This is a genomic window from Streptomyces sp. NPDC045678 (assembly GCF_056432085.1).
Window position 1 is genome coordinate 291,469 of record NZ_JBWKJS010000001.1, and the last position, 12,855, is coordinate 304,323.

The 12,855-nt window shown below is 72.4% G+C and carries 11 protein-coding genes and 1 pseudogene; 5 read left to right on the forward strand and 7 right to left on the reverse strand.

Translation table 11 applies throughout. From position 1 onward, the window contains the following. Positions 1-2 precede the first annotated feature (2 nt). Positions 3-1,451 (reverse strand): tetratricopeptide repeat protein, encoded by a 1,449-nt coding sequence (locus AC07DO_RS01310; protein ID WP_479056213.1) that lies wholly within the window; start codon positions 1,449-1,451, stop codon positions 3-5. A 365-nt stretch (positions 1,452-1,816) separates the two neighbouring features. Here AC07DO_RS01310 and AC07DO_RS01315 point away from each other — a divergent pair, with 365 nt between their 5' ends. Beyond that, positions 1,817-2,287 (forward strand): hypothetical protein, encoded by a 471-nt coding sequence (locus AC07DO_RS01315; protein WP_479057486.1) that lies wholly within the window; start codon positions 1,817-1,819, stop codon positions 2,285-2,287. Positions 2,288-2,562: 275 nt separating this feature from the next. Beyond that, complete coding sequence (locus tag AC07DO_RS01320) at positions 2,563-3,423, forward strand: spermidine synthase (protein WP_479056214.1); 861 nt, start codon at positions 2,563-2,565, stop codon at positions 3,421-3,423. A gap of 19 nt (positions 3,424-3,442) precedes the next feature. Here the strand turns inward: AC07DO_RS01320 and AC07DO_RS01325 are convergent, their stop codons facing one another. Further along, entirely contained in the window at positions 3,443-3,994 is a 552-nt protein-coding gene (locus AC07DO_RS01325) for a hypothetical protein (protein WP_479056215.1), read from the reverse strand. A gap of 122 nt (positions 3,995-4,116) precedes the next feature. Between AC07DO_RS01325 and AC07DO_RS01330 the strand changes: the two genes are divergently transcribed. Next, entirely contained in the window at positions 4,117-4,821 is a 705-nt protein-coding gene (locus tag AC07DO_RS01330; protein WP_479056216.1) for a response regulator transcription factor, read from the forward strand. Next, entirely contained in the window at positions 4,818-6,206 is a 1,389-nt protein-coding gene (locus AC07DO_RS01335) for a sensor histidine kinase (RefSeq protein WP_479056217.1), read from the forward strand. The genes AC07DO_RS01330 and AC07DO_RS01335 overlap by 4 nt, the downstream gene beginning before the upstream one ends. Positions 6,207-6,239: 33 nt before the next feature. On the opposite strand, the gene AC07DO_RS01340 is transcribed toward AC07DO_RS01335, so the two are convergent. Further along, positions 6,240-6,722, reverse strand: coding sequence for a CAP domain-containing protein (locus AC07DO_RS01340; protein ID WP_479056218.1), 483 nt, complete (start codon positions 6,720-6,722; stop codon positions 6,240-6,242). Positions 6,723-7,046: 324 nt separating this feature from the next. Here AC07DO_RS01340 and AC07DO_RS01345 point away from each other — a divergent pair. Then, positions 7,047-7,970: pseudogene (locus AC07DO_RS01345) on the forward strand (chitinase); the annotation flags it as partial. A 74-nt stretch (positions 7,971-8,044) separates the two neighbouring features. On the opposite strand, the gene AC07DO_RS01350 reads toward AC07DO_RS01345, so the two are convergent. The 4 genes from AC07DO_RS01350 to AC07DO_RS01365 all read right to left on the reverse strand — a co-directional run bounded on the left by AC07DO_RS01350 (position 8,045) and on the right by AC07DO_RS01365 (position 12,739). Continuing rightward, the gene (locus AC07DO_RS01350; protein WP_479056220.1) at positions 8,045-9,478 is read right to left on the reverse strand and encodes a GH1 family beta-glucosidase; all 1,434 of its coding nucleotides are present in this window, start codon (positions 9,476-9,478) and stop codon (positions 8,045-8,047) included. A gap of 110 nt (positions 9,479-9,588) precedes the next feature. Beyond that, positions 9,589-10,401, reverse strand: coding sequence for a carbohydrate ABC transporter permease (locus AC07DO_RS01355; RefSeq protein WP_479057487.1), 813 nt, complete (start codon positions 10,399-10,401; stop codon positions 9,589-9,591). Positions 10,402-10,487: 86 nt separating this feature from the next. Further along, a complete protein-coding gene (locus tag AC07DO_RS01360) occupies positions 10,488-11,501 on the reverse strand; it encodes a carbohydrate ABC transporter permease (RefSeq protein WP_479056221.1) in 1,014 nt (337 codons plus the stop codon). After that, positions 11,498-12,739 carry an ABC transporter substrate-binding protein gene (locus tag AC07DO_RS01365; RefSeq protein WP_479057488.1) on the reverse strand — a complete coding sequence of 414 codons (1,242 nt, stop codon included), beginning with the start codon at positions 12,737-12,739 and terminating at the stop codon, positions 11,498-11,500. The genes AC07DO_RS01360 and AC07DO_RS01365 overlap by 4 nt, the downstream gene beginning before the upstream one ends. Between the last annotated feature and the right edge of the window lie 116 nt (positions 12,740-12,855).

Sequence of the window (12,855 nt, forward strand, 5' to 3'; positions counted from 1 at the left end):
GGTCACCCCGTGTGCGGCAGGCCGGCGTGCTTCTCCAGGAACTCGCTCACCCCGGCGGCGCTGCGGTGCGGCAGGAGCAGCCGCGCGGTCGTGGCGAGCATCGACTGGATGCGTGAGGACTGCACCTCGTCGAGGAGCGCGAGGACCCGCAGCCCCGCATCCGCCGCCTCGTCGGGGCGGCCCGAGCGGGCCAGGTCGTCGGCGAGCTCCGCGGTGTAGAGCGCGATGTTCCGGGTGAACTGCGGGGTCTGCGAGGACGCGACGGACGCGGCGAGCCGGGCGTGTCCCGCGGCGCGCCCCCACTCGCCGAGCGCCGACCAGCACTGCGCCTCCAGTCCGGCCAGCTCGGCCGGGCCGTAGAAACTCATCCACTCCGGATCGTCGTCCCCGCCGCCCCGGTCGAAGAGCCCGTGGGCACGGGAGAGCGCCTGCTCGCAGCCCGCGCGGTCGCCGAGCCCCGCCCAGCCGCCCGCCTCACGCAGCGCGATGAGAGAGCTCAGCCGGTGCGAGCCGAGGTGCCGGGCGGCACGGAGGGCCGCCTGCGCGGCCCGCACCGCCTCCCTCGGGCGCCCCGCGTCGCGTGCCAGGAACGCCGTGTTGCAGAAGGCGTGCGCCTCCAGGGCGGCGTCGCCGTAGACGCGGGCCGTCGCGAGGGCCTCGGCGTAGTGCGAGCGGGCGTCGTCGAAGCGGCCCGAGTCGTGCGCCAGCCAGCCGACGGAGATCGCCAGTTCACCGGCGCCCGCGTGCAGCCGGTCCGAGGTGGCCTGCCGGACCGTGGTCCCCGCGTCGAGCAGGGCGTAGGCGGCGCGCAGGGGCGAGGCCGCGCGCCGGTAGAGGCCGTCGGCGCCGTGCCGGTCGTCGAGCAGCCTGATCCTGCGTACGGCCTCCTCGACCGCGTGGACCTCTGTCTCGCCGATCCGCCTGCCGTGCGGGGCGGCCGCCTCCGCCGGGTCGCCGAGGGCGAGGCCGATGGGGCCCAGGGCCGCGGCCACGGTGGCCGTCGAACCGGTCATGAACGCGCGACGCCGCACGTCGCTCTCCTCGTGGGTCTGGACCGCGTACGGATCGCAGGCGCGGGGGTCGGACCCGGACGGATGGGACTCGTACGACTGGATCGTGGTGGGTGGTGGACACTGCGGGGGCTCCGGCAGCTCGGTGCGCGCCGCCCTTCCGCGCACCAGTGCGCGGGGGATGAACCCCAGGTCCGCGAGGGTCCGGCCCGGGAACATGTGCAGGAACACCCGTTCGTAGGCGTAGTTGGGGCAGCGGATCTCGCCCGCCTCCACGCGCCCTACGTAGCGCGCGTCGCAGCTGACCCGCTCGCCGATCTCGCGGGCGGCCCGCCGGACCGCCGCCGCGAACTCGCCGGGCGAGCGCTGTCCGCGAAGCTGCCGGAAAGCAAGGTTCGGTCGTTTGGACTGAGTTGACGATGCCATCGGTGACGACGCCATGGCCGGACCCTCTCGTGCGGATCGTGCCGGATCGTGCACGCTCGCGCACCGGACGCCGCGCTCGCGCACGGGATCCCGCGGGCCTGCTCCTGTTCCGGCGGAGCACGAACGTACCCGCTGTGACGGGTCCGCCACGCAGGGTTTGGCTACAAAACGGATATCTCACCCGTGATCCGCCATGATCTGCCATCCTTTGCGGCGGCGCGCCGCAGTGCCTGTTGACGTCTCGCCGCGTTGAACCAGGACGAGCGGGAGCAGGGCGGCTGCCGCACGGGCGAGGAGGGGTTTCCTTGTTGGAGATCGGCACGGAGCACGACGACTCCCGTACGGGGCGCGGCGCCGACGGCCCGCCCCCGGCATCCCGGGTGTCCCAGGCGTCCCGCACGACCGCGCGGCACTGGCCCACCCCGGACGGCAGCGCCCCGCCCCCCGGCGCGGAACCCTGCGAGGACGAGTGCTGCGACCTGGTCACCGTCCCGGCCAGGCAGGGGCTCGAAGCGGTCGACATCCTGCGCCGCGGCGCGGCCGACACGATCGGGCCCGTCCTGCACGACGGGGGCTGCGACACGCTCGGCTTCCTCGTGCCGCCCGGCACCGCCGACGGCTGGGACCTGCCGGGCAGCGCGTGTACGCAGACGTTCGGGCGCGGCATGAGCGTGTACGCGGACCCGGAGCCGGGACCCACCGGCCCCGTCGTCCCCGACCCCCCGGTGGCGGGCACCGGCTGGCTGCTCCCACCCGACGGCGAGAACGACCCCGTGACGGACCCGGCCGTCCTGCGGGCGGCGCTCGGCCAGGCGGCCCGCATGATCGAAGCGGCGGACAACTGCCGCTGACCTCCCTCCGCGCCCGGCAGCCCCGACCACCCGCAGCGTTCGCCCACACCGCAAGCCCCTCACCCCCACGAACAAGCGCCACCCACCCCGTTCACGCGCCACCCCAGGGCCTGGCCGCAGCAACATGCGACGCCCGGACCGCCGAGCTCAGCCGGCCGCCCCGCAGCAGCGCCCGCGACATCCGCCACCCCAACCCTTCGCTCCGGCTCGCGCCCGCGCCCGCACCCCCGCCCCCACGGCAGGCCCCCTCGTCGGCCTGCGTCGATAATGGGGTGATGGCAAGGAACAAGCGGTCCCGGGAAGCGCGGGAAGCCGTCGTCGAGGAAGTCGACGGCGGGCTCGCCGAGCTCATACCGGACCGGGACAGGCCCCGCGCCTGGACGTTGCTCGTCGACGGCGCGCCGCAGTCCCACGTCGACCTCGACGACCCCGCGTACCTCGACTTCGAGTACCAGCGCAGGATCGGTCACATCGCCGACCTCGTCGCCCCGCCCGGCAAGCCCGTCCACGCCCTGCACCTCGGCGGCGGCGCCTTCACCCTCGCCCGCTACGTCGCCGCGACCCGCCCCCGCTCCACCCAGCAGATCGTCGAGCGCGACACCGCCCTCGTCCAACTCGTCCGCCGCGAACTCCCCTTGGACCCGCAGACCCGCGTCCGCGTGCGCGGCACCGACGCCCGCGAAGGCCTCGCCAAGGTCGCCGACGGCTGGGCGGACCTCGTCATCGCCGACGTCTTCAGCGGGGCCCGCACCCCCGCCCACCTCACCAGCACCGAATTCCTCGCCGACGTCCGCAGGGTCCTGAAGCCCGGCGGGTACTACGCGGCCAACCTCGCCGACGGCCCCCCGCTCGCGCACCTGCGCGGCCAGCTCGCCACCGCCGCCGCGCTCTTCCCCGAACTCGCCCTCGCCGCCGACCCCGCCGTACTCCGCGGCAAACGCTTCGGCAACGCCGTGCTGCTCGCGTCCGACCGCGCGCTGCCCCTCGCCGAACTGACCCGGCGCTGCGCCGGCGACCCCCACCCCGGCCGGGTCGAACACGGGCGGGGGCTCCTCGACTTCAGCGGGGGAGCCGCGGCCGTCACCGACGCCGCGGCCGTCGCCTCACCCGCGCCTCCGCCGTCGGTCTTCCGGTGAGACGACGGAGCCGTCGCGTTCAGTACTTGTCGATCTCCACCCGCGGCGCCGTGTCGTGCCACGTACAGAACACCGACACTCTCGCCGCGCCGCCCGTGAACTCCACGCGAATCCACTTGTCCTGCTTCCACGTCTGGACCGACCAGCCCGTCGCCGGGGTCGCAGAGACCAGCGTCGCCGCGTCCTCGCCGAGGTCGAAGACGACCCGGCCACCCGGGGTGTTGTAGCTCTTCACCGTGCCGGTGGCCGTGTCCGCACCGGAGTTCGACGGGTCGGGCGAGGGCGGCTTCCCGGCATGCGTTCCGGACACCGTGGGAGTTCTCGACGGCTTCGGCGGGGTCGTCGACTTCGTGGGTCTCTCCGACGGCGAGGACTCGGGACCGCGGTGCGTCGAGGAGGCGAGCGGCTCCGCGTGGTCCGGGCCGCCGCCGTCGTCCGCGGCCAGCGGCAGAGCGCGCGGCGGGTCGTAGGCCGTGCCCGCCATCACCGTGTGGACGCCCCACCAGGACAGCGTGACCGCCGCGCCCGTGGCGAGCGACCAGGCGATTCCGTGTACGAGTCCTCTGTGCATCGCGGGCCATACTGCACCACGCCGCACGCCCCTGTCCCGCGGGGCACCGGCCCCCGGGCACCGCCGGACCGCGCGCTTCCCGGGGAAGACCACGTTCCGCCGTATGGCGTACGGTGCCGCCCATGGCAAGTGTGCTCGTCGTCGAGGATGACCAGTTCGTACGCTCCGCTCTCATCCGGCATCTGACCGAGGCATCGCACACCGTGCGCAGCGTCGGCACCGCCCTGGAAGCGCTGCGCGAGGTCGCCCATTTCCGCTTTGACGTGGTGATCCTGGATCTCGGCCTGCCCGACCTCGACGGGTCGGAGGCGCTGAAGATGCTCCGCGGCATCACGGACGTACCCGTGATCATCGCGACCGCGCGGGACGACGAGGCGGAGATCGTCCGGCTCCTCAACGACGGCGCCGACGACTACCTCACCAAGCCGTTCTCCGTGGAGCACCTGTCGGCCCGGATGGCCGCCGTGCTGCGCCGCGCGCGCGTCACGGCCGGTGAGGCGCCGCCGAGCAACGTCCTCCAGGTCGGCGGCCTCAGCATCGACCCGCTGCGGCGCCAGGCCGAGCTGGACGGCGCGCGGCTCGACCTGACCCGGCGCGAGTTCGACCTGCTCGCCTTCCTCGCCGGGCGGCCCGGCGTCGTCGTACCGCGCAAGGAACTGCTCGCCGAGGTCTGGCAGCAGAGCTACGGCGACGACCAGACCATCGACGTACACCTGTCCTGGCTGCGCAGGAAACTGGGCGAGACGGCCGCCCGCCCGCGCTATCTGCACACGCTGCGCGGCGTCGGCGTGAAGCTGGAGCCGCCGCTGCCGGAGCCACAGCTGTGAGATGGGCCCTGGTCAAGGTCTGCCTCGCCGTCACCACGATGGTCGTGGTGGCCTTCGCGGTGCCGCTCGGACTCGTCGTCAAGGAGATGGCGAGGGACCGTGCCATCTCGAACGCGGAACGGCACGGCGCCGGCATGGGCCCCACGCTCTCCATCACCACCGACCGCGAGGAGCTCACCCGGGCCGTCGCCTCGTCGGAGGCGGGCGGCGACGGACGGATGGCCGTGTACGTACCGGCCGTCGGAGACGCCGAGGCGTTCGAGGTCGGCGACCCGCGGGCCGGGGCGCGCGCGGTCGAGGCCACCCGCAAGGAGGGCCGGGCCAGGACCACCGGGGTCCCCGGCGGCTTCGTCGTGCTCCAGCCGACCGCGCTCAGCTCGGGCACGGCGGTCGTGGAGATCTACGTCCCCGAGGCCGAGGTCAGCAATGGCGTGACCACGGCGTGGGTGGTGCTCGCGGGTGTCGGCATCGCCCTGATCATCGGCTCGGTGGCGGTCGCGGACCGGCTCGGCGTACGCATGGTGCAGCCCGCCAAACGCCTGGTCGGCGCCGCGCACGACCTCGGCGAGGGCAAGCTGGGGGCGCGGGTCCCGGAGGAGGGGCCCACGGAACTGCGGCTCGCCGCGGTGGCGTTCAACTCGATGGCCGACCAGGTCGTCCAACTCCTGGCCAACGAAAGGGAGCTCGCGGCCGACCTCTCCCACCGCCTGCGGACACCGCTGACGGTGCTGAGGCTCAACGCGGCCTCGCTCGGTGACGGCCCGGCTGCGGAGCAGACCCGTACCGCCGTCGAGACGCTGGAGCGCGAGGTCGACACGATCATCCGCACCGCCCGCGACGCGAAACCGCAGACGGCGACGGCGGGGCCCGGCGCGGGCTGCGACGCGGCCGAGGTCATCCGGGAGCGGATGGCGTTCTGGTCGGCGCTCGCGGAGGACGAGGGCCGCGAGGTCAGGGTGGCGGGCGTCGACCGGCCGGTCCGCATCCCCGTGGCCCGCCCCGAACTGGTCGCCGCCCTCGACGCGCTGCTCGGCAACGTCTTCCGGCACACCGCGGAGGGCACGGCCTTCTCGGTGGACGTCCACAACGGCGAGGACGCCGTGATCGTGCTCGTCTCCGACGCGGGCCCCGGCATCGCCGACCCCGAGGCGGCGCTCGCCCGGGGCGCGGGCTCCGGCGAGGACGGCTCCACGGGCCTCGGCCTCGACATCGTGCGCCGCCTCGCCGAGTCCACGGGCGGTGACCTGCGCATCGGCAGCTCGGTCCTCGGCGGCACGGAGGTCCGCCTCTGGATACAGCTGGACGCCCGCCGCCCCGGAGAGGGCCGCCGGGGGCACCGCGGTCCCGCGGTACGCCGCCGCAAGCGCCCGACCGGCGCGGCCTGAGGCGCGGCCCGTGCCCGTCGGTGACGGTGGTGTTCAGCGGCGCGCGGCCAGGTCCAGCGTCCACCACGGGCCACCGGGGCCCCGGGCCACACCGACGCCCGCGTCGGTGTAGCGGCAGGTGAGGATCACGGTCCGGTGGGACGGGCTGCGCAGCCACATCCGCACGGCTTCGCCCGGCGTGTCCGGTCCCGACGCGATGACCTCGCCGGTGGGGCCCGCCCGGAATCCGGCGGCCCGCATCCGGCCGGGCGGGCGGCTGCCGTCGGATCCGGTGTGGCTGAGGCGCTCATGACGTGACATGTCGGCGCTGTGCCGCTGGGCGGCCCGGCTGAGGGAGGCCCGCAGCCGCACGGGCCGGCATCCGGCCCCGGCCCGCTGCTGGTTGACCTCTTCGACCAGGTCGGCCGGGCGGGGGCGCCACTGAGCGGGTGCGGCCCACGAGGGCGACGGGCAGACGGGCAGCGTCGCGAGGAGAACGATTCCTGTGATCAGCGTTCTACGGTGCGTACGAGTCATGTCCCCAGGTTCTCCGGGATGGCCCTGGGCCGCCTGTCGTGCGCCGACGACGTCGTCGGCGTGCCCCAGCCCTTAACCGGCCCCCATCCCTCCCTTAAGCGCGCCCTAAGATCCTCAACTCGGCGCCCGGATAACCGTTTTGTCGTTTCCGGCGGGGCTAGCTTGATCGCACCCCCACCCCCGTACAGCTAAGGCAGGAACGCGATGAGCAGCACGCACCGGCGCACGGTGAGCACCCGGTCCAAGGTCGTCGGCGGACTCGTCGCCGCGTCCCTCGTCGGCGGCGGCGCCTTCCTCTTCTCCGGCACGGCGCTGGCGACGAAGAGCCCGGCGGAGAAGCCCACCGAGGCCGCGGCCCCCACCAAGTTCGCCCCCTTCGTCGACACCTCCCTCGCCCCGGCCCACGACCTCCTCGACACCGCCGAGAAGACCGGCGTGAAGGAGTTCAACCTCGCCTTCGTCACCTCCGGCGGCGGCTGCGAGCCGCTCTGGGGCGGCGCCACCGGCCTCGGTGACGACAAGGTGGCCGCACAGATCGACGGCCTGCGCGCCAAGGGCGGCGACGTCCGCGTCTCCTTCGGCGGGGCCGCGGGCTCCGAGCTCGGCCTCAAGTGCGACAGCGCCGACGCCCTCGCCAAGGCCTACGGCAAGGTCGTCGACGCGTACGAGCTGACCAAGGTCGACTTCGACATCGAGGGCGCCGCCCTGCCCGACACCGCCGCCAACACCCGCCGCTCCCAGGCGATCGCCCGGCTCCAGAAGGAGCACCCCGGCCTGAACGTGTCGTTCACGCTGCCCGTCATGCCCGAAGGCCTGACCCAGCCCGGCGTCGACCTGCTCGCCAACGCCGAGAAGAACGGCGTGCAGGTCGACGCGGTGAACATCATGGCCATGGACTACGGGCCCTCCTACAGCGGCGACATGGGCACGTACGCCGTCCAGGCCGCCACCGCCACGCAGAAGCAGGTGAAGACCGCCCTCGGCCTCTCCGACGAGGCGGCCTGGCAGGCCGTCGCCGTCACCCCGATGATCGGCGTCAACGACGTGACGACGGAGGTCTTCACGACCGACGACGCGGCCGAGCTCGTGAAGTTCGCCGAGGAGAAGGACCTCGCCTGGCTCTCGATGTGGTCCTCGACCCGCGACAAGGCCTGCGAGGGCGGCGCGTCCGGCTCCGCGCAGCCGACGTGCTCGTCGGTCGAGCAGCAGCCGCTGGCGTTCACCAAGGCGTTCGCCGCGTACAAGTAACCACCACCCCGGGCGCCACCCCCAGGGCCCCGAAGCGCCCCGGCCGGTTTCCCCCCACCCGGCCGGGGCGCAGCTCAGTCCGCCACGAGTTCGGACGGCAGCTCCGAGGGCAGCTCCCCGGCACCCGCGACCGTCGCGTACCAGTGGGCGCTCGACTTCGGCGTGCGGATCTGCGTCTCGTAGTCGACGTACACCGCCCCGAAGCGCTTGCCGTAGCCGTACGACCACTCGAAGTTGTCCAGGAGCGACCAGAGGTAGTAGCCGCGGACGTCCGCGCCGTCGGCGATGGCCCGGCGGACCGCCGCCAGGTGCTTGTGCAGGTAGGCGATGCGCTCCGGGTCGTGGACGCGGCCGTCGGGGTCGGGCTCGTCGTCGTAGGCCGCGCCGTTCTCCGTGATGTACAGCGGGAGTCCGGGCACCTCGTGCGCGTACCGCATGATCAGCTCGTGCAGCCCGCTCGGGTCGATCGTCCAGCCCATCTCGGTGCGCCCGCCCGGCGTCTGGTGGAAGGCGACGTCGCCGGAGCCCGGCCAGGGGGAGTGGTCGCTGGCCCCGTGCCCGTCGGCGCGTCGGCTCCCGGGGCCTTCCGGCGCGGCCGACACCAGTGACGGCGTGTAGTAGTTGAGGCCCAGCGCGTCCAGCGGCTGGTGCGCCGCGGCCAGGTCGCCCTCGCGCACGCAGGACCAGTCGGTGACCCGTGCCGTGTCCGCGAACAGGTCCTCGGGGTAGGCGCCGTGCAGCATCGGGCCGTGGAAGATGCCGTTGGCGAGGTTGTCGATGCGCCGCCGCGCGTCCTGGTCCCGCGGGTCGTCGGAGACCGCCCTGACCACCGCGGAGTTGAGACTCACCGCGATCTGGGCGCGGGCCGGCAGGGCGGCGCGCAGCGCCTGCGTTCCCAGGCCGTGGGCGAGGTTCAGGTGATGGGCCGCGTGCAGGGCGGCCGCCGGGTCGGTGCGTCCGGGGGCGTGGACGCCGGAGCCGTACCCCAGGAAGGCGCTGCACCAGGGCTCGTTGAGCGTGATCCAGGAGGAGACGCGGTCGCCGAGAGCCTCGCCGACGATGCCCGCGTACTCGGCGAACCGGTACGCCGTCTCGCGGGCCGGCCAGCCGCCCGCGTCCTCCAGCTCCTGCGGCAGGTCCCAGTGGTAGAGGGTCAGGGCGGGCCGGATGCCGCGGGCGAGCAGTTCGTCGACCAGGCGCCGGTAGAAGTCGAGGCCGCGCTGGACGGCGGGGCCGCGTCCGGTGGGCTGCACGCGCGACCAGGAGACGGAGAACCGGTAGGCGTTCAGGCCCAGGTCCGCCATGAGCGCCACGTCGTCGCGGTAGCGGTGGTAGTGCTCGACGGCGACGTCGCCGGTGTCGCCGCCGGCGGTGCGGCCCGGGGTGTGGCTGAAGGTGTCCCAGATGGAGGGGGTGCGGCCGTCCTCGCGCACGGCGCCCTCGATCTGGTACGCGGAGGTGGCCGCGCCCCAGAGGAAGTCGGCCGGAAACGTAATGGGTTCAGGCATGGAAGCGCTCCCATGGGTAGAGGGAAGAGGCGTACAGGTAGAGGGGAGGAGAGAAGGGGAGGCGGGGGAAGTCCGGGAGCCCGGCAGGCCCCCGGAGGCTTCCCGGACGTTCAGCCCTTGACCGCGCCCTGCATGATGCCGCTCACGATCTGCTTGCCGAACAGGATGAACGCGAGCAGCAGCGGCAGCGTGCCGAGCAGCGCGCCCGCCATGATCACCGCCCGGTCGGGGATGTACCCCGTGCCGAGGGAGTTGAGCGCCACCTGCACCGTCGGGTTCGACTGGTTCAGCGCGATGATCGGCCACAGGAAGTCGTTCCACGCCATGACGAACGTCAGCAGCCCGAGGACGGCCATCGCGGGCCGCGCCGCGGGGAACACCACGTGCCAGATGATCCGCAGGCTGCTCGCCCCGTCCATCCGCGCCGCCTCGATGAGCTCGCCCGGCAGCGCCTGCAACAGGTACTGCCGCATGAAGAAGACCCCGAAGGCGCTCACGAACGTCGGCAGGATCACCGCCTGGAGCTGGTTGGTCCACTGCAGGTCCGCGATCCACAGATACAGCGGTACGACGCTGAGCTGCGGCGGCACCATCATCGTGCCGATGGTCAGCAGGAGCAGCGCCCCGCTGAACCTGAACTTCAGCTTGGCGAAGGCGAATCCGGCGACGGTGGAGAACAGGACCGTGCCGATGGTGATGCTGCCCGCCACGATCGTGGTGTTCAGCATCGCGTCGCCGAGGCTCGCCTCCGTCCACGCCCGTTCGAGGTTCTTGAACAGGTTGCCGCCGAACCACAGGGGCGGCGGTGTCTGGGCGAGCCGTCCGCTCGTGCGCGAGGCCGCGACGGCCGTCCAGATCAGAGGGGCCAGCGAGACCGCCGTGAACAGCGCGAGGACCGCGTACGTGAGAGGGCCCGCGTGCATGGTCCGGCCGGCCTTCCGGCCGAGGGGGCGCGCCTTGCTCTTCGGGGCCGCCGAGCCGGTCTCCACCGGGTCCACCGTGCGCGCCTTCATCGGTCCTTCCTCAGGCGTCGGGCGATCAGCAGGTTGACCGCGGCGATGAGCAGCAGGATCACGAGCATCAGCCAGGCGACGGCCGACGCACGCCCCAGGTGGCCGTTGATCCAGCCCTGGTCGTACAGGTAGAGCCCCAGGGTCTGGAACTGGTGGTCGGCGCCGCCCTTGGATCCGGCCGTGCCGCCGAACAGCAGCGGCTCGCCGAAGAGCTGGGTCGCGCCGATCGTGGAGACGACCACCGTGAACAGGATCGTCGGCCGCAGCATCGGGATCGTCACGTGCCGGAACTGCTGCCAGCGCGAGGCGCCGTCCAGCGCGGCCGACTCGTACAGGTCGTGGGGCACGGCCTGCATCGCCGCCAGATAGATCAGCGCGTTGTACCCGGTCCACCGCCAGATGACGATCGACGACACGGCGAACTGCGAACCCCACGACGACTCGCGCCAGTTGACGGGGTCGAAGCCGACCGAGCCGATCAGCCAGTTGACCATGCCGCCGTCCCACGCGAACAGCAGCGTGAAGACCAGCGAGGCGCTCGCCACGGACGTCGCGTACGGGGCGAGCATCGCGACCCGCCACAGGGTGGAGCCACGCAACTTGTAGTTGAGCAGGTGCGCGATGCCGAGCGCGATGGCCAGCTGGGGGACGGTGGAGATGACGCCGATGGTGAAGGTGTTGCCGAGCGCGTTCCAGAAGTACTCGCTCTGCAACAGGTTGGTGTAGTTGTCCAGGCCGAGCCAGGTGCTGTCGTCGAGGTTGGTGAGCTCAAGACGGTGCAGCGAGGCCCAGCCGGTGTAGAGGAGCGGGAAGAGGCCGAAGGCGCCGAAGAAGAGGAAGAACGGCGCGACGAAGACGTACGGCGACGCCTTGATGTCCCAGCGGTACAGGCGGCTGCGCCACGGCGACGGCGTGCGGGAGGCCTTGCTCCCGGTCGCGGCCGGGGCCGCGTCCCCCTCCCCGGGGGACGCGGTCTCGGCGTACTCAGCGGTCTCGGACACGTGCGTCACTGTCCCAGAACATCCTTGATCTCCTTCTGGGCAGCCTCCCAGCCCTCCTCGGGAGACTTGCCCTGCTGCTCCACCTGGAGCACACCGATGTCGGTGATGGACTGGCCGATCTGGGCGTCCTTGATGCCGTAGACCGCCGAGGGGGTGTTCTTCGCGATGTCGGCGAAGATCTCCGTGATGGGCGCGTCGTTGAAGTACGCCTTGGTGGCCGCCGACGGCTTCAGCGTGTCGTACGCCGACGGGGTCGACGGGAAGCTCGCCTGCTTGGCGAAGACCTTCGCGAGCTGCTCGGGCTGTGTCAGCCAGACGGCGAGCTCGGTCGCCTCCTTCTTGTGCTTGCCCGCGCTCGGCACGCCGAGGAAGGTGCCGCCCCAGTTGCCGTCCGCCGGCGCCTTCGCCATGTCCCACTGGCCCTTGCCCTCGGGACCCGTCTTCTCCTGGATGTACCCGGCCATCCAGGCGGGGCAGGCAACCGTGGCGAACTTGGCGTTGGCGAAGCCCTGGTCCCACGTCGGGTCGAACTGCTTGAGCTTGGCGGACATGTCGCCCTGCGCGACCTTCATCGCCGTGTCCCAGGCGTCCTTGCGGCCCTGGCTGTCCTCGTAGATCTCCTTGCCGCTCTTGTCGTAGTACCGCTCGGTGGCACCGGCGAAGACGGCGTTGTAGACGCTGGAGGCGGAGTCGACGAACTTGGTGCCCTTCGGCGCCTTCTTCATGTACTTCTCGCCGAGCGCGACGTACTTGTCCCAGTCGCCCTCCCACTCCTTCGCGAGCTTCTCGCGGTCGGTGGGGAGCCCGGCCTTCTCGAAGAGGTCCTTGCGGTAGCAGAGCGCGGTCGGGCCGATGTCGACGCCGAGACCGATCGTCTTGCCGTCCTCGGTCGTCGCCTGCTTCCACTTCCAGTCGAGGTACGTGGACTTGTCCACGCCATCGGCCTTGCCGAGGTCCTCGAACTTGGCGCCCTGCGTCTGCACGACCTCGGTGATGTTGCTGACCTCTATGGCCGCGACGTCGTTGACGCCCGCGCCGGACTGCAGCTGGGTGAGCAGCTTCGGGTAATAGGCGTCGTTCCGCTCGATGACGTTCTCTTTGATCTTGATGTTCGGGTGCGACTTCTCGTACTCGTCGTAGAGACCGGCCTGCTTCAGGCCCAGCACGCCGAACGTGCCCACGTTGAGCGTGATCTTGCCGTCGCCGGCCGAGCCGCCTTCGTCGTCGCTCGAACAAGCGGCGAGCAGGCTCGGGGGGGGGGGGGGGGGGGGGGGGGGGGGGGGGGGAGGGAGGGGGGGGGGGGGGGGGGGGGGGGAGGGGGGGGGGGGGTGGTTGTTGATTTTTTTTTCTTGTGTTGCGCCCC